The sequence below is a fragment of the Rhizobium atlanticum genome, from assembly GCF_030182485.1.
Taxonomy (GTDB): domain Bacteria; phylum Pseudomonadota; class Alphaproteobacteria; order Rhizobiales; family Rhizobiaceae; genus Rhizobium.
In genome coordinates this window covers 42391-60799 of the sequence record NZ_JAQJCJ010000002.1, presented here as the reverse complement: position 1 = coordinate 60799, position 18409 = coordinate 42391, and the positions used below count along the sequence as shown (strand labels likewise).

The following is an 18409-nucleotide window of genomic DNA, read 5'->3' as shown; positions in this document are numbered from 1 at the left end:
CTGGACGTTGTAGCGCCACCCGCTTTTGTCGATGAACGTAGGATTCCGGAGAATCGATCATGGAAACTCTATCTCTAGCTCGTAGCCCACTGTTCGAGCCGCTTCTTCTGCCGTGCGGTTTGAAGTTGAAAAACCGCATCGCGAAGTCGGCGATGTCGGATTCCTTGGGTGACGGGACCGGGCATCCGACCGCTGCTCAAATGAGGCTGTACGAGCGTTGGGCGGACGGCGGGTCTGCCGTCTCCATAATCGGCGAGGTGCAGCTGACTTCAGGCTATGCGGAGAACCCTGGGAACCTAGTGCTCAACGAAGCGTCTGACCTCGGCCGGTTTCGACAGCTCGCCCTTCATGGCGCCGGAAACGATACGAGCTTGTGGCTCCAACTCGGCCACGCGGGAGCCCTCGCCTACGGACCGACCAGCAGCCCCAAAGGACCTAGTGCATTTGACCTTCCGGGCTTGCGTTGCTCGGAATTTACATCTCAGGAGATCGATCAGCTACCCTCCGGTTATGCGGCAACAGCCCAATTGGCCCGGGAGGCCGGTTTCGGTGGCGTGCAAATCCATGCTGCCCATGGCTTTCTTCTCGGCCAATTTCTTTCCCCTCTGTTCAACAAGCGCACAGACGGATACGGCGGCGAGATCGCCAACCGCATGCGCCTCTTGCTGGAAGTAGTCGATGCAACCCGCGACGCTGTCGGACCCAACTTCCCGATCGCCGTGAAACTGAACTCCACTGACGAGCTTGAAGGCGGGTTTGACGACGAGGAAGCGCTCGAGGTCGTGGCGGCGTTGGACCGTAGCTCGATCGACCTGGTCGACATCAGTGGCGGGACCTACTTTCCGGGCGCGAAGTCCGCCTCCGACAGGTCTGGAGGCGGACCTTACTTCCTCGATTTCGCAAAACGTGCCCGCGCCGTGACAACGAAGCCTCTCATGCTTACAGGAGGTTTCAAGACGCGCGCACAGGCCGAAGACGCGGTGGCAAGCGGTGCAATTGACGTTGTAGGTCTAGCGCGCGCTCTAGTCCTCGAACCCTCGCTGCCCAACCTGTGGCAGGATAGAGCGAGGTCCGAGCCAATCTTCCCACGATTTGCAGAAAGCCCGGAGGGTGGGATTACAGCCTGGTACACGATGCGTCTGACTGGTCTTGCCGCGGATAGCGAGGCACTTGAATTCGGCGACCTCGAACAGGCGATCAAGGATTACCACGACCGCGACGCCGCTCGAACCAAAACCTGGGTGGCCCACTTTGGGCGGAATGCCGCCGGGTTCAGCTGCTAAACCACCAACATTGCAGTCACGCCGCTCCATCCCGATGAGCGATCTTGCCATCCGCTTCGCTTGGAGGGCAGGCTCCACCGAAGGATTAATCTGAGCTGCGGCCGTTCGAAGCGAACACTCCCGTCGGGGTGTTCGCCATTTCATGGACAGGCAACACATGGCATTGTGTCACTGCGATCTTCTTCATTGTCGGCATGGAGGACTGGTGCCGTGAGCGCATTGTCCGGCACTGACTTACGCTTTGAGATGTGGGTGAATTTCGGATTCATTGGAGCCCTGAGTTTCATTCTCGGGTTCGCGATGAACCATGGATCGATCTGCACCTTCGTTGCCACGACAGAATTGGTGTTGAAGCGTAGGCCGGCTCGATTTCTCGCATTGGCGGAATGCGCGTTATGGGCCGCGATCGCATATGTCATTCTCGAAAGACAACCCACCATGCACGACGGATGGGCTCCATTGGCGCACATGATAATGGCAGCCATCTTACTTGGCGTGGGCGTATACGTGAATGGTGCATGCATATTTGGTTCAGTCGGTCACTTCGGAAACGGGGAATTAGAGTTCGGGCTCACCTTCCTCGGGATGATCGCGATCCTTTCGCTCGACACCCTGTTCAGCGTACGCAGCGATCCTTTGCCAATCAGCGGAACACCCCCGCTTGCTCTGGGGAGCTTGCTGTTAGGCCTTGCGGCATTTCTTGTCCTGAGACTAGGGTTCTCGTTGAGGGCGGAGACAAATTATCCACGCTTGACAGTGGCGATGGCCACCGTCGGTGTAACCTCGGCGAGCTTGTCTTCCTTTGCATCCAATTTCTCGATCACAACCTCAATCGGATCGCTGCTCTGGATCCCGGTGACGAGTTCACTCATTTTCGTCTTCATGAGTAGCGGCAGTTTCATCTCTGCCCGAAGCCGCCGCCATCGGTTCTCCCTGAGCTGGCCTACATGGAGGAGCTTGCTGCGAAGAACAGTCGGGGGCTTGCTTATGGGGTTCGGAGCGCTCTTAATCCCCGGGGGAATGACACCCTTCTGCTCGTAGGTCTTCCAATGGGAGCATGGCAGGCATTCACTGCCTATTTTATGATGGTCGCGACGCTTGCGGCGCTGACCGGCAGGCTTGGTTCGGAGGCCCGGCCATGGTCTTGAACGATCGAGTATACTCAGACGCACTGATATAAGTTGAACGGGGAAGCATGATCTTGCCTTTGATTTAGGACGTTGCCCTTCAAGCATGAGATGGGCCGCGCGCGCGGAAGGAAGCGTAACGCCAACGCTTGTTGGAGAAGCTTCGGGAGCATGTGTTCACGGGTCACCGAGTTCACGGTGATGGCCACCTGTTCTGGTGCTCGAACGTGGAAAGGAAAAGACCAGGACGGGAGGCTGTGGACTTACGTTCGCGACGGCCGTCCCCATGGTGATACGACACCTCCGGCCGTCTGCTACTTCTTCAGCCCGGATCGTGAGGGGCAACATCCCAGTCAGCATTTGGCGACCTTCTCCGGTGTCTCGCATGCAAACGGCTAGCGGTGCCACTGCGGCAAGCTTCTCATCCAAAGCCCTTCCTGGGAGTCATCATGGCGGCTGTGGTCGCAGCCGACCGAAAATGTTCTCGCCCGTGGTCGAACACCTGCTGACCGACGGCCACGGCCGCCACGACAAGCGTTTCCTGTGTTTCGGCTATGCCGCCTATCGTGGGCGCAGTAAGCGTCGGTCGGTTGGCGACCTTTCGCATCACGTGTGGTCCCGCAAGTCGAGATGGAGAACTACAAGCGGGACTTGAGCGCTATCGCGCAGCAGCCGCATAAACGGGCTATTGTCGTGAACAGGAAAAGTAGTATTCAAGATCAAGTCTATGGTCCCATCCGCCTTCAGCATCTGTTCCGCATTGGTCCAAACAGGACGCATCCGGCGGGCTCACCAATCAGGCCCGAGCGCGCATTTCAGCCGACGCGCAGTCCTCGATCCATATGGTTTCGAGCCAACGCTTGAACGCGCTGACCTTCTCCGACCGGAGCCGCGATCGAACATAGGTTAAGGTATGGCAACGCAGGTTTGGCCCCGTCATCCCAAAAGGAAGAACGAGGTTGCCTCTCTCGACGTCACGTTGGAGCAGACGATAGCTTTCGAGGCAGACGCCCCGCCCCTCCACTGCCGTCGCGACAGACATGAAGGCGTCTCGGAACCGCGAGCCGCGGTTCAGGTCAATCACCAGCCCATGGTCTTTCGCCCATTGCTGCCAGCTGTAGAGCGTCTGTTCGGACTTGATCAGGGTGTGGCCGACGAGGTCGGATGGCCTGCGAATTGGTTTTTCGCCGTTGGCGACCTCGGGCGAGCACGCCACGACGATCGTCTCGAGCGGGAACTCTTCGGCGGCGATCGAGCCAAGACGCGGTACGCTGCCGTAGCAGATGTCCACGTCCACCGAACCATCCGTCAATTTTGCGGGGTCCGATGACGACAGAAGACGGATTTCGATCGAGGGATGCAGCTCTTCGAACTGCTGGAGTCGAGGCATCAGCCACAGTGATGCAAGGCTTGGAGCGCAGCCGACGCTGAGGACGTCAACGCTGTTGCGTCGCGACACCTCGTCGGTGGCCTGTTCTATCATCGAAAGCGCTTCCGATAGATCGCGGTGATATCGCTCACCGATTTCGGTAAGCGATACGTTTCTTCCGATGCGATGGAACAGCTTTTCACCAAGGTCCTCTTCCATCAATCTGATTTGGTGGCTGATCGCAGAGGGCGTAAGTTGCAGCTGGGCGGCCGCTTCAAGAAACGAACCACGCCTGCCAGCGGCGACGAATGACTGGATTGCACGGATTGATGGAAGCGTCGTCATAGCCGCCCCGATCCGTCATCATGTACTCTGGCCGCGCACCCGGTCATAGCGAAGCTACCTTCCGTGGCGTGCGCTGGCCGAAATCCGACCGGATGCTTTCTCCGGCGGCGATACGCTTGATGTCGCCGAGAACCTGCGAGAAGTCGCCAAGGCTGGGAGTGCCGAAACCCATGTAGACCTGTTTGAACAGCTGGTAGAGGGTTTCGTACCGCTCCCGCGTCGTTGGATCGGGCTCGTACTTCTTGAACCCCACGCACATGGCGGCCTGGGCGCTTTCAATCGACGCGTGATCTTTCGAGGCGAGAGAGGCGAAAATTCCCGAACCGAGACCAGTGGGAACGCCGTCCGGAACCAGGATCGGCTTCCCGATAACATTCGCGTAGATTTGATTGAGGATATGGTTTCTCTGCGGAATTCCTCCCCCGTTGATCACCCGATTGACCGGAACGCCGTGCTGTTCCATTCGCTCGAGGATGATGCGGGTATGGAAGGCGGTCCCTTCGATTGCCGCGTAGAGTTCGTCCTGCGCAGTATGGCCAAGATGCCAACCAAGGGTCACTCCGCCGAGGTCCGAGCGCACAAGAACAGTCCGATCGCCGTTGTCCCATGGAAAACGCATGAGGCCCGTCTTCCCGCCCTCGATGCTTTCCAGTCCCTCGGCGAGCCTTGCCACGGTGGTGCCCGCGCGTCGCGCGACGGCGTCGAAGAGATCGCCAACCGCGGAAAGGCCGGCCTCGACACCCACCAGGTCCGGATGGGCACTTCCGGGCACGACCCCACAAACGCCCGGGATCAGCTTTACCCGCTCACTGACCGCAATGATGCACGTCGACGTACCGATAACGTTGACGACATCCCCAAGTTTGCACCCCGCTCCGATCGCGTCCCAATGGGCATCGAAGGCTCCCGTCGGAACAGGAATGCCGGATGTCAGGCCAAGGCGTGCGGCCCAGTGGGTGCTGAGGCCGCCAGCAACCGAGGAGGACGTCTGATAGGTACCGCCAATTTTCTCTCTCACCCCGTCAAACAATGGATCGACACGTGAAAGGAATGCCTGTGACGGCAAGCCGCCCCACTTCGTGTTCCACATCCACTTGTGACCCATGGCGCAGACGCTGCGGACGATCCGGGATGAATCGGTGACGCCCGTCAGGACTGCCGCGGCCATATCGCAGTGCTCGACCGCGGTTCCGAAGCGCTCCCGTTGATCAGGGTTGTGCCGCAACCAGTGGAGCAGCTTTGCGAAACCCCATTCGTGCGAATAAGTCCCGCCGCACCATTCGATCGCTTCCAGGTGCATGTCGTGCGCCATCGCCGTGATTTCTTCGGCTTCTGCTTTCGCACGGTGGTCACACCAAAGGTAATAATCCCCGAGTGGCTGCATGTTCTTGTCAACGGGCAGCACCGATGACCCGGTGGTGTCGACAGCAATCGATCGGACGAGCTTGGGGTCAATACCACATTCGTCGGTGACCCGGTTCATCGCGAACACCAGCGCTTCCATATGGTCGGCGTGGGATTGTGTCGCGAGATCGGGATCGGAGCGACGCCGTTCAAGCGGGTACTCCGCGATAGCCGTCCCAAGGGAACCCTTGTCGGAATCCGCGAGCGTCACGCGCACGCTCAGCGTTCCGAAGTCAACACCTGCTACAATCGACATGGTAATCCCTACTTAGAACCATCAGGCTGGCCGTAAGTCGCCGAGTGGCCGTGTTTGCGTTGATAGTGGCGATCGAGCAGAGCTGCAGATATTTCCTGATCGTCCAGGTTCAGCTGGCGCGAGTGGAAAGCGATCTTGGCGACGGCCTCGAGCATTTCCGCGTTATGAACAGCCTCCGCCGCGTCCGTGCCCCAGCAGAAGGGACCGTGATCGTTCACCAAAGCGGCGGGGATCGAGAGCGGCCTGTTGTTGCCCAGAGCCTCGACGATGACCTTCCCGGTGTTCCGGACGTAGTCATCCTTGATCTCGTCGTCCCGAAGTTTCCGCGTGACCGGGATCGTGCCGTTGAAATAGTCGGCGTGCGTCGTTCCCATCGCGGGTATCCCCTTTCCGGACTGAGCCCAGGCCGTCGCGAAGAAGGAGTGCGTGTGAACCACAGCGCCGATGGCCTTGAAGCTCCGGTAGAGCTCCAGGTGGGTGTCGAGGTCGGACGACGGCCGCATCGTGCCGTCGACGATGTTTCCGTCGAGGTCGGTCACCACGATGTCCGCGGCGGTCATAGCCTTGTAGGAAACGCCGCTCGGCTTGATGGCGACGACACCTTGCTCACGATCGATGGCGCTGACATTGCCGAACGTCGAGATGACAAGACCGCTGTCATAGAGTTTGAAATTGGCGTCGAGAACGGACTTGCGCAGTTCTGCGTATTTCATGGCGCTCTCCTCAAGCCTTCTGACGACGGTTGAAGCGGTCGGCTGCGACGGCGATCAGGATGATCGTGCCGATAACGACCTGGTGCCAGAATGTGTTGACGTTGAGCAGGTTGAGGGCGTTGCGGACCACGGCCATGAGAACCGCACCGACAACCGTTCCGAAAAGCGTAGCCCGACCACCGGAAAGACCCGTCCCACCGATGACAACAGCAGCGATGACATCGAGTTCGTAGCCCTGCCCCGCTTCTGGCATGGCAGCCTCGAGGCGCGAGGTTAGGAGTACCCCCGCGAATGCCGATAGCACGCCAACGAGAACGTATACCGCGATCTTCACTTTGTCCGTCGGAATGCCGACGAGACGAGCAGCGTCCGGATTGCTGCCGATCGAAAGAACGAAGCGGCCAAAGCGGGTGTAGTAGAGAAAGTAGAACGCGATGGCGAAGACGATTGCGGTCAGGATTACCGGAACCGGGATGCCGCCGACATAGCTCTGGCCGATTACACGGAACGCTGGATCGGACGCGCCGACGATCGGAATGCCCTGCGTGTAGACCATCACGATGCCGCGGCTCATGACCATGGTCGCCATAGTCGCGATGAAGTCGGTGATGCCGACCTTCGTGATAAGGATGCCATTCGCGAAGCCGATGGCCACGCCGACCGCAATGCCGCCGGCACAGGCCAGAGCGACCGGATACCCGAGAACGATCAGGTTCGCCGTCACGAGGCCGCTAAGCGCTAGCGTCGAGCCGACGGACAGATCGATACCGCGCATGCCGATAACGAAGGTCGCACCGAATGCGATGACCGCGATCGGAACGGCCTGGCGAAGCACGTCGGTGAGATTGCCGAAGGTGAAGAAGCGCGGAGCGGCGAAAGCGAGCGCGATCAGCAATACGACGAATGCAAGGTAGACACCCGCATTGCCGGTGTTGCGTGCGAACTTGAAAGCCGAGCGCGGGCGCGTAGCTGCGATGTCAGCCATGGATTCCTCCCTGAATAGGCTGGCCTTGAGGCGGCCGGACCGAATGAAGTGCGAGTGTTTCTTCTTTTGACGTCGCCGCATCCACGACGGTGGTGATCCGCCCCTCGAACATGACCGCAACGCGGTGGCAGAGACCGAGCAGCTCGGCGTTGTCGGCCGAGACCACGACGACGGCGCAACCCTCTTTGGCTGCCGCCTGGATGAGGGCATAAACTTCGGCCTTCGCACGCACATCGACGCCACGAGTGGGCTCCTCGAGCATGAGCACCTTGGGCCGCGTGAGAAGCCAACGGGCGAGCATGACCTTCTGCTGGTTGCCGCCGGAGAGCGACGCGATGTCGGCCGAAGGGCCGTCGCATTTGACGCCGAGCTTTGAGATGTAGCCCTTGGTGATGTCGCGCTCGCGGCTCGGCTTGAGCGTGATCTTGCCCAACGTCCTGAGATTGGCGATCGAGAGATTCCATCCCACGGAGTGCTCGGGGAAGATTCCCTCGGTTTTGCGTTCCGCAGGCAGGAATGCGACATTCTGACGGATCGCGTCTGTCGCGTCCGAAATCCGCGCCTGTTTGCCCTCGATGTGTATCGAGCCAGCGTCAAAGGCGCGCTGTCCGAAGATGGCGCGCAACACGGCGCTCTTCCCGGAGCCTTCAAGGCCCGTAATGCCGAGGATTTCACCCTTGGCCACCGAAAAAGTGACGTCTTCGAAAACGCCCTTCTTCGTCAAACCGCGAACGTCCAGCGAGGGCTCGGACCTTGCCGGGACGCGGGGAGGAAACTGCTTTGCCAGGGACCCGCCGATCATCGCGCTGACGACCTTGTCGACGTCGAGCTCGGACACGGGCAGATCGGCAACCGTGTTGCCGTCGCGCAGGACCATCACGCGACTGACGATGCCGAGGAGTTCCTGGATGCGGTGGGAGACGTAGATAATGCCTTTGCCGGCCTGCTGGAGCTTCTTGATGATGGCGAACAGCTGCTTGCGTTCGACCTCCTCGAGGGCCTCGGTTGGCTCGTCCATGATGATGATGTCGGCATTGCTGCTGATCGCCTTCGCGATCTCGATCATCTGTCGATGGGAGAGGCTAAGCTCGCGGACGGGCCGATCGAGCGGTACGTCGACGCCGAGTTCGCCTTTGAGAATGCGCGATGCAGCGGCACGCATTGCCGTGTGATCCAGCGGCGACGCGCTTGACTTTCCACGACGGAGCTCCCTGCCTGCGAAGATGTTTTCCGCGGCGTCAAAATCGGGGAACAGGCTCAGTTCCTGATAGATAATCGCGATCCCGGCCTTGGAGCCGTCCCTGGGATTGTCAAGATCGACGACCCTGCCCCGTACTGAGATCGTGCCCTCGTCGCGTGCATACGCTCCCGACAGGATTTTCATCAACGTCGATTTGCCTGCGCCATTTTCACCGACAAGGCCAAGGACGTCGCCTGGATTGAGTACAAGGTCGATCCCACTAAGCGCCTTCATGTTCCCGAAGCGTTTAGTGATGCCCTTCATTTGCAGCAGCGGAGCGTTCGTCATCTAAGTCACCCATTTCGATGAGCGGCCCCTCGATAAGAGGGGCCGCGTACGTGTCACATCTTCTGCTGCGGAACGTAGACGTAGTCGTTCTGATCGAACGTCTTGATGTTCTTGGCGTCGTAGGTCTTTGGTGCGACGAAGATTTTCTTGGGAACGGGATTGCCCTTCATGACGAACTCGTCGACAGCGCGGATGATGTTGCGGCCTTCTTCCTTGGCTCCCGTGTCGACCGTCGCCGAGAAGTCGCCCGTCAGGATCGCGTCGTTGGCTTCCTTCATGTTCTCGTAGCCGACAATCGCGACCTGCCCGTCCAGGCCTTTGGCCTTGAGAGCCTGGAGACCGCCGAGGGCCATTTCGTCATAGAGAGCGACCAGGACCTCGATGTCCGGGTGAGCCGTGAACATGTTTTCGGTAACCGTCAGACCCTGAGCGCGAACCCAGCCGGCGGGCTGCTGGGCAACGATCTTAAAGTTCGGATGCTTCGAGATGATCTCGTCAAAACCCTTCATGCGCTGGTTCGTGTGCGGGCCCGGCAGACCCTCGAGGATACCGAGCTTGACTTCTTTGTCGCCGTAGGTGTCGACCAGCCACTGAGCCTGTGCACGACCACCGTCGCTCTGGTCGTAACCGATGTCGCTGACGTAGTACGGGTTGTCGGCGACAGGAGAGTTGAAGAGGAAGATCGGGATGCCTGCCTCGGTGGCGCGGCGGATCGAAGGAAGCAACGCACCTTCGTTGTATAGGGCAACGGCGATTGCATCGACGCCGTCGTTGATCCAGGCTTCCATGGTTCTGATCTGGTCGTCCGTGGCAGACTGGCTGCTCGGAGCCTGGACGAGGAGCTGGATCGCCGAATTGCCCCCGCGCTTGTCGATTTCTTCCTTCACGCCAGCGAGAACGCGCTGGTAATAGGTGTCCATCGCCGTGGGGAGAAAGCCAACCTTGAGCGGACGGTTGTCCTTCTTGACGGGCTTTGCTTCCTGGCCTGTCGGCTTGATGTCCTTGTCCATCAAGATGCCTGGAAAGACCTTCGAGTAGTCGGCCTGCTGTGCAAACGCCGAGCTGAAGGAAAGCGAGGCGGTGACGGCGATTGCCGCACCGAGCATTAGCGTACGTCTGGAGATTGTCACATGATCCTCCCTGGTTGTGACAAGACAAGGGTCTCCCGTCCGCGGAAACGGCTCCGCGGAGGAACTTTGCAAACTGGCATTCGAAGGTTCCGGCTTAGAGCCCGGGAGCGATTGTAAAGACCGCCCGTATCGGGTTCGCACCGTAGTTCAGGCACTGGTACGTTGTGCCGCCGGGCAGGAAGAACGACTCCCCGTCACGGATGTGGAACGTCTCGTCGGTATCGGCGAGATAGAAAGTCGCAGGTCCCTGCAGGACGTAGAACACCGCGTCCCCTTCGTGGCTGTCGGGTTCGCTTGCGCGCGGGCCGACGCCACCGACCGGGATCACCAATTCTCCGAGGTGCATCCAGTCATTGCTGACCGCGAACTGGATCAGAACAGGATGGTCGGCACCGGAAACGATGTTCAAACGATCGCCTTTGGAGACCTTGACGAGGTCTCCCTTTTCGCGGGCCTTAGCGCCGTCGACGGGATAGGCTCCGAGCTTTTCGAGGCTCATCACGCTCTCCCTTCGTGCTTGTAGAGGCGGGTCGGGCCGTCGTATGCAGTCGGCGGACCGCTCTCGTCCCAGATACGGGGAGCGATGCAGAACAGGATGACCGCGGGCTTGTCGCTGAAGTTATAGCCGCGGTGCCATGCTCCCTTGGGAATAAGCACTGCGTCGCCCGGTCCGAGCTCCTCGGTCTGTCCCGTTGCCGGATTGAGGAGGTGAACGGTACCTTCGAGCACGTAGTAGACTTCGTCGCCGGCGTGAATGTCGGCGGGATCGAAGTTGCTACCCGGAGCGAGCTGGTAGATGCCCGTGGTCTGCTGGTCCGTGCTGGCGAGCAGATAGTTCAGGTCGCTCGAGTAAGGCTTCGTGCCCGTGTAGATGAACATCTTGTACGCGTCACGGGTCAGATGGACTGGCTTTTTGTCGGTCGGCGGATGCGGGAAATTGCCGAAGTAGCTTGGCAGTTTTGGCATTTCGGTACCTTAGGTCCGGAGTTCGGAAAGCAGCGACTTGAGAAGCCGCCAGGTTGAATCCACGGTCGTGTGGTTGAGACGCTCGCGGGTCGTGTGGACGTCGAACGCTTCCGGTCCGATCGACAGCATGTCGATGTCCGGAACCTTCTTGCGGAAGAGGCCGAGTTCGAGGCTCGAGTGCGAAACCTCGACGTGCGGCTGTTCACCGAACTCGCGCTCGTATGCGGCCTTGGCGGCGTTAAGCATCCGGGAGTCCGGGTTGTACGGCCACTCCGGGCAATCTGCGAAAGTCTCGACGGTCGCGCCGTTGCCAATGAGCTCCGACAGCTGCCGGATTTTGTCGACGATGTTATAGCGACGCGAGCTGACGGCGCTCGGGATCGTGTTGACGATCTCGACCTCATTACGGTCGTTCGACAGCAAGGCGACGGTGTTCGAGCTTTCGACAAGACCTTCGACCTGAAGGCTTTTGCTCTGGACACCGTTCGGGAGCAGGTTCATGGCGTCGACCATGGCGCGAGCCGCCTGGGCTGAGAACACTTCCGTGAACTGGTTCTGCCACTCGGTCAGAGCAATCTTTAGATTCGGGTCGCTGGTCTTATATTCGAAGGCTATCGCGACAGCTTCCGCCTCGATCTTCTGCTTCAGATCGGCGACATTGGATGCGTCGACCGAGATGATCGCTTCCGCTTCGCCCGGGATGACGTAACGGTTTACCCCTCCGTTGACCTCGGCGACGCTCGCGCCGGCTTGTCGGATCGCGATCCGGAGAAGACGACCGAGCTGCACGATCGCATTGGCACGCTCGAGATGGATGTCGAATTCGGAATGACCGCTGCTGAGCCCCGAGATACGCAGGGAAAGAGCGGTCTGACCGGAAGCGCGCGGTTCCCACTTGAGCGGAATCTTGAAGCGAGCCGAAATGTCACCGGCGCAACCTGCGAACAGAGACTTGGGGTCATGCCAGTTCATGTCGAGCAGACGCTTGCCGCTGAGCTTGGCACCCTCGAAGTGCTGCGCGCCGCCTTTCCCCACTTCTTCCTGCACCGTCAAGACGATTTCCAGCGGCGGATGCGCAATATCATCCGATGCGAGCAGCGACATCGCGAATGCTACGCCGACCGTGTTGTCGGCACCGAGCGTCGTGCCAGTTCCGTGGATGAAATCGCCGATTACCTGGAGCTTGATGCCTTCGTTCTTGAAATCATGCTCGACGCCTTCGTCGCTTTCGCAGACGATATCGGTATGGCCGTGCAGGATCAGCGTCGGCGCGTTTCCGTAGCCAGGCGTGCCCGGCTTCTTGATGAGCAGATTGAAGATATCGTCCTGGTAGACTTCAAAACCACGAGAGCGAGCGAAATTGGCGATATGATCGCTGACCTGCTTCTCGTTGTACGAACCGCGCGGGATCGCGCTGAGCTCTTCAAAAAATCCAAAAAATATTGCGGGCTCCAGGCCAGCAAGTACAGAATTGGCGCGTCTGTCGACAGTCTTTCCGGCAGGGACACTCATTCAGTCCTCCTCCTACTCCAAATCGGCGCAATACTTTCCTGTCCGACGAAACATAGTCTCGGCGATTGCGTAAAACCGTATTGCTTCACATCTTACGCTCTAAGGCGATCCAAGGCTCAGATGCCCTCCACGGCATGAAACATCTTCGTTTCGAGCAAGTATTTCAAACGCATTATTCAGCGAAATAGGTGAGAGAATTTCACCTGAACGTCTGGCTTCGATCCTTTAGCGTATACGTTAGCGAATTCGTTACTGTCAAGTCTGGCCACGGCTGATGGAGATTTGTGACTGGCGTCGCTCGATCCGGATTTGCGCGACAAAAGCTGACACGTCATTTGCAGATTGACTCTACCAGCTAATGCGCTATCGTATACGTTATTGCATTCGTATTAATCGGCAACATTGGGAGGAACCACAATGCCGTTGAATATGCGTAAGCCACTCCATAGCCTTGCTTTCGTCGCAGCGTTGGCGATGAGCGCGTCCTATGCGCCAAGCGCGTTCGCGATCGACGTCGATCAGCAGATCAAGGACATCGAAAGCCATCCAGCGGACGGCCCGAACGGCGAGAAAGCTGTGCTCGCGAGCGACCTCAAGTTGTCGCCGGAAGAGATCGAAAAGGTGAAGGCGAAGAAGGCCAAGGCCGCGATAGTGATGCACTACACGGCTTCCGATTGGGCCAAGGCCCAGATGGCAGGCCAGAAGAACGCTCTCGAAGAACTCGGTATCCAGATCGTCGCGACGACCGACGCCGGTTACCGCGCCGAACAGCAGGTGTCCGACATCGAAAGCGTCATGGCACTCAAGCCTGACGTCATGATCACGGTTCCCGCCGAGCAGTCGGCGACCGCGGGTGCCTACAAGAAGGCAGCAGCAGCCGGCATCAAGATCATCTTCCTTGACCAGACGGGCGCAGGAATGAAAGCTGGCGAGGACTATGTGAGTCTCGTGTCGTCCGACAACCGCGGCATGGGTAAGGTCGCCGCCCTCCTGATGGCGAAGGCGCTGAACGGCAAAGGGGAAATCGGCCTGATCCCGCACGCGTCCGACCTCTTCGCGACGAAGGAACGCGTTGTCGGCTTCAAGGAAGCCATCAAGGACTACCCGGAAATCAAGGTCGTCCAGGAAACGGGCGTCGGCGGTCCTGACTTCTCGAGCGAATCCGAACGCGTCGCCTCCGCAATGCTGACAGCCCATCCGAACCTCAACGGCATCTGGGCTGTCTGGGACGTTCCGACTGAAGGCGTGCTCTCTGCCGCACGCGCGGCTGGCGCTTCCAAGGACCTGGTCATCACGACCTGCGACCTCGGCGTGAACATCTCGCTCGACATGGCCAAGAACGGCTACGTCAAGGGAACGGGTTCCCAGCGTCCGTACGGTGCCGGCTACGCGGAAGGCGTCCTCGCTGGTTACGCACTGCTCGGCAAGGACGCACCTCCATACGTCGTTCTCCCTGCCCTCGCCGTCAATCGCGACAATCTTCTCGAGGCATGGCCCCAGTCGAACGGCGATCAGGCTCCAAAGCTCCTGACTGACGCGATGAACTAAAGACGCCACCGGGGAGTGGCGCTGTCACTCCCCATTTCACAAGCGGCGGATAAGATCATGAATACACATGTAGATGCGGATAAAGTCGCCGCCGTCAGGATGAGCGACGTCAAGAAGTCGTTTGGCGGTGTGCACGCTCTCCGCGGCGTTAGCCTGACGATCCGGCCTGGTACTATCCACGCGCTGGTCGGAGAGAACGGGGCTGGAAAATCCACTCTCCTGAAAATCCTCCAGGGCGTGGTGAGCCCTACGGAAGGTACGATCGAAGTTTTCGGCGAACGGATGACGGAGAACTCTCCGGAGAATTCCCGTCGCCTCGGGATCGAGATGATCTTTCAAGACCTCAGTCTGATCCCGTCTCTGTCAGTCGCCCAGAACATATTCCTGAACCGCGAACCGCGTCGGATGTCGTTGCTGGTGGACGAACGGAGGGAAATCATTCAGGCCGCCGACATTATCGGCCAGCTGAACCTCCGGGTCGACCCTCGGACACCTGTTTCGGAGCTCAGCCCCGGCCAGGCCCAGCTGACGGAAATCGCGAAGGCCATTCATCAGAAGGCCCGCGTCCTGATCCTCGATGAGCCGACGTCGTCGCTCAGCGCGCAGGAAGCGGACACCCTTTTCGGGATGCTGCGCAAGCTGACCGCCGCGGGCACAGCGGTTGTGTATGTATCCCATCGCATGACCGAAATCATGACGATCGCCGACGAGATCACCATCCTGCGTGACGGTCAGAATGTGACCTCCGGGAAGACCTCCGATTTCACGCTCGATTCCATCGTACAGAACATGGTCGGCAAACGCGTCACCGGATTTGAGTACCAGGCTCGTCCCATTGATCGTTCGGGCGCACCTGCCCTCAAAGTATGCGATCTGTCGGGGCCGTCCGGCAAGCCTGAGCATGTGAGCTTCGAAATCCACAAGGGCGAGATCGTCGGTATCGCGGGTTTGATGGGTGCAGGACGTAGCGAACTTGCCCGCCTGCTGTTCGGCATTGACCAGCGGAAGGCCGGGTCGGTCGAGCTCGATGGCAAGACACTCGAGTTCCGCTCTCCTGCCGATGCCATCAAGGCAGGCATCGTGCTCGTACCGGAGAGCCGGCATGACGAAGGTCTAATCGTCGAGCACAGCGTCGGTCACAACCTGGGACTCCCCCAGGTCGACCAGATGGTGCGTGGGCCGTTCATCGATCGCAACCGCGAGAACTCGCTTCACGCCGAGCTCATTTCCCGCCTTCGCATCAAGACGCCGAATGCGGAAAACAAGGTTCGCAACCTATCCGGCGGGAACCAGCAGAAGATTGTCATCGCGAAATGGCTCGCCACCGATCCCTCGGTTGTCATCCTCGACGAACCGACCGCTGGCGTCGACATCGGTTCTAAAGCAGAAATCGTAGAACTCATCCGCAGCGTGGCGTCATCCGGCAAGTCCGTCATCGTCATTTCGTCCGAGCCCGCCGAACTCCTGGCTACGAGCGACCGCATTCTCGTCATGTGCAACGGCAAGCTCGCCCGTGAAATCGAACGCGACGAAATCGAAGCCTGGGCGGAGAACGCCGGCGACGAAACCCAATCTCCGCTGATCCGCAGGGAACTCGGCCTGCAGGTGGCGATACAGAAGGCAAGCCAAAATGTCCACTGAAGTCAAGGCGTTGAGCGAAAAACCTGAATCAGAAATCCAACGCAGGCCATGGCACAGCAACTGGCGCGACTACGTTGTCTACATCGGCTTCGTTGTCATCTTCATCGTTTTCGCCATTCTTCTCCAGGACCGCGGCTTTTTGTCGTCGAACAACCTGCTGAACATTCTTAGACAGACGGCAATCGTCGCCATCGTCGCGATGGCCATGTCGTTCGTCCTCTCGGCGGGCGAGATCGACCTCTCAGTCGGCGCGATCGCAGGTCTCTCTTCGGTGATCGCGGGCCTGGCTCTTATGCAATATGGCCTGGCCGCCGGCATCATGGCAGGCTTGGCGCTCGGCCTTCTAGTTGGCGCGATCAACGGCACCCTAAGCGCCTATCTCAATATCCCCTCGTTCCTCGTGACGCTCGGGATGATGGGAATTGCTCGCGGAATCGGCATGTGGGTCAGCGGCACCTCCCCGGTTCCGATCGTCGATGACACCTTCGTCTATGTCTTCGGCTCCGGCAACATCGGTCCCGTCCCCGTCCTCGTCGTCTGGGTTGCTGTCCTCGGCACCCTCGCCCACGTGGCGCTCCGCAAGACTCCGTTCGGCCGCAAGGTCATGTCTGCGGGCGGCAATCCGGTGGCAGCCCGTTACAGCGGCATTAACGTCCGCAAGATCAAGTTCCAGGTCCTCCTTCTGACAGGCGTCGCCGCCGCAATCGCCGGAATGCTCTATGCGGGCCGTCTGCAGTCCGGTCGCTTCCAGCTTGGCGAAGGCGACGAACTGTCGGTCATCGCAGCGGTCGTGCTCGGCGGCACAAGCCTCTTCGGTGGCCGCGGCACGGTCATCGGATCGATCGTCGGAGCGCTTTTGATCGGCGTCATCAACAACGGTTTGATCCTTGGTGGTCTCGACTACAGCCAGCAGCTGATCGCCCGCGGTCTGCTCATCATCCTCGCGGTTGCCCTCGGTCGCAGCCGCTAACAAGAAGCATATTTCAGGAGGTATTAGAAAATGAGAGTTCTGGTAACTGGCGGTAGCGGCAAGCTCGGTCGAGCAACGATCAAGCACCTGATCGAAACGGGCCACGACGTCATCAACGCAGACACCGTCGCCCCGCAGGAAAACCTCTGCCCCTTCATCAAGGTGGATTTCGAGGACATGCGCGCGACCGTGGAAGCTATTAGCGGTTTCGACTGGGACCATAATCGCAAAACCGAGGCAGTCGTGCATCTTGCCGCGGTCCCGATGCCGGGCCGTGTGGCACCTGCGGAAGTCTTCCGTGTGAACACGATCTCGACATTCAACGTTTTCGAATCCTGCCGGCTTCTCGGCATCAAGAACATCGTCTGGGCTTCGAGCGAGACCCTCCTCGGCATTCCGTACGAGATCAAGCCTGACTACTTCCCCGCTGACGAGGAATACGAGTCTCGCCCCGAAACGTCGTACTCGCTGTCGAAGCATCTCGGCGAGGAAATGGCCAAGCAGTACTGCCGTTGGGACAGCGAACTCAAGCTGGTGTGCCTGCGCTTCTCGAACGTCATGGACGAGCGCGAGTACGCGGACTTCCCCGCTTTCGAGAAAAACCCGGGCAGCCGTCGCTTCAACCTCTGGACCTACATCGATGCCCGCGACGGCGCGCAGGCGATCCGCCGCTCGCTCGAATGGAATGGCAAGGGCGCGGAAGTCTTCATCATCGCGAACGACGACGGCGTAATGACCACCGCAAACGAAGAGCTCGTTGCGAAGTGGTATCCGGGCGTCCCTTTCAAAAAGCAAATGGGGAAGAACGAGACACTCCTTTCGATCGACAAGGCCAAGCGGGTTCTCGGTTACCAGCCGGAACACAGCTGGCGAAAATACGCAGGCAGCTGAGGGGGATCGGCTTAGCCGGGGGATATCGCATGGCCACTACGAAACAGACTGAACGCGCCGCAGAGATAAAGGAAGAGTCCTTCGCGAAGACAATGACCGCGGCGGCCCACCTGCGTCTCCGGCAGCTCATCCTGGATAACAAATGGCCCCCCGGCTATCAGGCAACGGAGCAGGACGTCGCTTCGCAGCTTGGCATGAGCCGGACGCCCGTCAGGGAGGCACTGATGCGTCTCCAGCAAGACGGGCTGGTCTCTGTCATACCGCGGCATGGCATGAGAGTGCTGCCGGTTTCGGCTTCGGACATGCGGGAAATCTACGACATTCTGACATCGCTGGAGAGCACCGCCGCCGAGTTGGCCGCATCCCGCCATCTATCCGAGGAGCAAATCCGCGGGCTGGAGAAAGCCACCGCCGACATGGACAAGGCACTGGCTGAGGAAGACCTCGAACGATGGGCCCAGGCGGACGCGCGGTTCCACGAACAGCTCCTCGAACTGGGCGGCAACCAGATGCTCAAATCGGTCGTCCTGAACTTCATCGACCGCGCCCATCGTGTCCGGATGCTAACCCTCAAGATGCGTCCGAAGCCCGTCAACTCCACCCGCGAACATGCCGAACTCGTTCAGGCGATCCGGGAGGGCGATCGCGCAAAAGCACGCAACATTCACCGGGCGCACAGAGAACGGGCAGGCACCGAATTGCTCGTCCTTCTCGACCGTCTAGGTCTCAATCACCTTTAGA

At 59.5% G+C, this 18409-nt stretch carries 17 protein-coding genes; 8 read left to right on the top strand and 9 right to left on the bottom strand.

What is annotated here, in order from left to right; all coding sequences use genetic code 11:
* Positions 1-59 precede the first annotated feature (59 nt).
* From PH551_RS02685 to PH551_RS02675, 3 genes are all read left to right on the top strand, one after another.
* Positions 60-1283: an NADH:flavin oxidoreductase/NADH oxidase family protein gene (locus PH551_RS02685; protein ID WP_285191761.1), complete on the top strand. Its 1224-nt coding sequence runs from the start codon at positions 60-62 to the stop codon at positions 1281-1283.
* 246 nt (positions 1284-1529) lie between these two features.
* Positions 1530-2324 carry a YeeE/YedE thiosulfate transporter family protein gene (locus tag PH551_RS32865; protein WP_350223845.1) on the top strand — a complete coding sequence of 265 codons (795 nt, stop codon included), beginning with the start codon at positions 1530-1532 and terminating at the stop codon, positions 2322-2324.
* Between the two features lie 197 nt (positions 2325-2521).
* Entirely contained in the window at positions 2522-2809 is a 288-nt protein-coding gene (locus tag PH551_RS02675) for an IS66 family transposase (protein WP_350223844.1), read from the top strand.
* 397 nt (positions 2810-3206) lie between these two features.
* Here PH551_RS02675 and PH551_RS02670 read toward each other — a convergent pair whose 3' ends face one another.
* The 9 genes from PH551_RS02670 to PH551_RS02630 form a co-directional block, all read right to left on the bottom strand.
* Entirely contained in the window at positions 3207-4124 is a 918-nt protein-coding gene (locus PH551_RS02670; RefSeq protein WP_285191759.1) for a LysR substrate-binding domain-containing protein, read from the bottom strand.
* Positions 4125-4167: 43 nt separating this feature from the next.
* Positions 4168-5784 (bottom strand): ribulokinase, encoded by a 1617-nt coding sequence (locus PH551_RS02665; RefSeq protein WP_285191758.1) that lies wholly within the window; start codon positions 5782-5784, stop codon positions 4168-4170.
* An 8-nt stretch (positions 5785-5792) separates the two neighbouring features.
* Positions 5793-6497, bottom strand: a complete 705-nt coding sequence (araD, locus tag PH551_RS02660; protein ID WP_285191757.1) for an L-ribulose-5-phosphate 4-epimerase AraD — start codon at positions 6495-6497, stop codon at positions 5793-5795.
* A 10-nt stretch (positions 6498-6507) separates the two neighbouring features.
* The gene (locus PH551_RS02655) at positions 6508-7482 is read right to left on the bottom strand and encodes an ABC transporter permease (protein ID WP_285191756.1); all 975 of its coding nucleotides are present in this window, start codon (positions 7480-7482) and stop codon (positions 6508-6510) included.
* Entirely contained in the window at positions 7475-9010 is a 1536-nt protein-coding gene (locus tag PH551_RS02650; RefSeq protein WP_285191755.1) for a sugar ABC transporter ATP-binding protein, read from the bottom strand. The genes PH551_RS02655 and PH551_RS02650 overlap by 8 nt, the downstream gene beginning before the upstream one ends.
* Positions 9011-9063: 53 nt before the next feature.
* Positions 9064-10140, bottom strand: a complete 1077-nt coding sequence (locus PH551_RS02645; protein ID WP_285191754.1) for a sugar ABC transporter substrate-binding protein — start codon at positions 10138-10140, stop codon at positions 9064-9066.
* Between the two features lie 94 nt (positions 10141-10234).
* Positions 10235-10639, bottom strand: a complete 405-nt coding sequence (locus PH551_RS02640) for a cupin domain-containing protein (RefSeq protein WP_285191753.1) — start codon at positions 10637-10639, stop codon at positions 10235-10237.
* The gene (locus PH551_RS02635) at positions 10639-11106 is read right to left on the bottom strand and encodes a cupin domain-containing protein (protein ID WP_285191752.1); all 468 of its coding nucleotides are present in this window, start codon (positions 11104-11106) and stop codon (positions 10639-10641) included. The genes PH551_RS02640 and PH551_RS02635 overlap by 1 nt, the downstream gene beginning before the upstream one ends.
* Positions 11107-11115: 9 nt before the next feature.
* Entirely contained in the window at positions 11116-12618 is a 1503-nt protein-coding gene (locus PH551_RS02630; protein ID WP_285191751.1) for an aminoacyl-histidine dipeptidase, read from the bottom strand.
* Positions 12619-13035: 417 nt separating this feature from the next.
* Here PH551_RS02630 and PH551_RS02625 point away from each other — a divergent pair, with 417 nt between their 5' ends.
* The 5 genes from PH551_RS02625 to PH551_RS02605 are packed head-to-tail and all read left to right on the top strand — an operon-like array spanning position 13036 to position 18408.
* A complete protein-coding gene (locus tag PH551_RS02625) occupies positions 13036-14166 on the top strand; it encodes a substrate-binding domain-containing protein (protein WP_285191750.1) in 1131 nt (376 codons plus the stop codon).
* Positions 14167-14223: 57 nt separating this feature from the next.
* Positions 14224-15807 carry a sugar ABC transporter ATP-binding protein gene (locus tag PH551_RS02620; RefSeq protein WP_285191749.1) on the top strand — a complete coding sequence of 528 codons (1584 nt, stop codon included), beginning with the start codon at positions 14224-14226 and terminating at the stop codon, positions 15805-15807.
* Entirely contained in the window at positions 15797-16777 is a 981-nt protein-coding gene (locus tag PH551_RS02615; protein WP_285191748.1) for an ABC transporter permease, read from the top strand. Before PH551_RS02620 ends, PH551_RS02615 begins: the two co-directional genes overlap by 11 nt.
* A gap of 30 nt (positions 16778-16807) precedes the next feature.
* Complete coding sequence (locus PH551_RS02610) at positions 16808-17668, top strand: NAD-dependent epimerase/dehydratase family protein (RefSeq protein WP_285191747.1); 861 nt, start codon at positions 16808-16810, stop codon at positions 17666-17668.
* 29 nt (positions 17669-17697) lie between these two features.
* A complete protein-coding gene (locus PH551_RS02605; protein WP_285191746.1) occupies positions 17698-18408 on the top strand; it encodes a GntR family transcriptional regulator in 711 nt (236 codons plus the stop codon).
* The last annotated feature ends 1 nt before the right edge of the window (position 18409 follow it).

Coding starts and splice junctions, on each gene's coding strand:
- PH551_RS02685 (WP_285191761.1), top strand. CDS start 60: ATGGAAACTCTATCTCTAGCTCGTAGCCCACTGTTCGAGCCGCTTCTT.
- PH551_RS32865 (WP_350223845.1), top strand. CDS start 1,530: ATGTGGGTGAATTTCGGATTCATTGGAGCCCTGAGTTTCATTCTCGGG.
- PH551_RS02675 (WP_350223844.1), top strand. CDS start 2,522: ATGGGCCGCGCGCGCGGAAGGAAGCGTAACGCCAACGCTTGTTGGAGA.
- PH551_RS02670 (WP_285191759.1), bottom strand. CDS start 4,124: ATGACGACGCTTCCATCAATCCGTGCAATCCAGTCATTCGTCGCCGCT.
- PH551_RS02665 (WP_285191758.1), bottom strand. CDS start 5,784: ATGTCGATTGTAGCAGGTGTTGACTTCGGAACGCTGAGCGTGCGCGTG.
- araD (WP_285191757.1), bottom strand. CDS start 6,497: ATGAAATACGCAGAACTGCGCAAGTCCGTTCTCGACGCCAATTTCAAA.
- PH551_RS02655 (WP_285191756.1), bottom strand. CDS start 7,482: ATGGCTGACATCGCAGCTACGCGCCCGCGCTCGGCTTTCAAGTTCGCA.
- PH551_RS02650 (WP_285191755.1), bottom strand. CDS start 9,010: ATGACGAACGCTCCGCTGCTGCAAATGAAGGGCATCACTAAACGCTTC.
- PH551_RS02640 (WP_285191753.1), bottom strand. CDS start 10,639: ATGAGCCTCGAAAAGCTCGGAGCCTATCCCGTCGACGGCGCTAAGGCC.
- PH551_RS02635 (WP_285191752.1), bottom strand. CDS start 11,106: ATGCCAAAACTGCCAAGCTACTTCGGCAATTTCCCGCATCCGCCGACC.
- PH551_RS02630 (WP_285191751.1), bottom strand. CDS start 12,618: ATGAGTGTCCCTGCCGGAAAGACTGTCGACAGACGCGCCAATTCTGTA.
- PH551_RS02625 (WP_285191750.1), top strand. CDS start 13,036: ATGCCGTTGAATATGCGTAAGCCACTCCATAGCCTTGCTTTCGTCGCA.
- PH551_RS02620 (WP_285191749.1), top strand. CDS start 14,224: ATGAATACACATGTAGATGCGGATAAAGTCGCCGCCGTCAGGATGAGC.
- PH551_RS02615 (WP_285191748.1), top strand. CDS start 15,797: ATGTCCACTGAAGTCAAGGCGTTGAGCGAAAAACCTGAATCAGAAATC.
- PH551_RS02610 (WP_285191747.1), top strand. CDS start 16,808: ATGAGAGTTCTGGTAACTGGCGGTAGCGGCAAGCTCGGTCGAGCAACG.
- PH551_RS02605 (WP_285191746.1), top strand. CDS start 17,698: ATGGCCACTACGAAACAGACTGAACGCGCCGCAGAGATAAAGGAAGAG.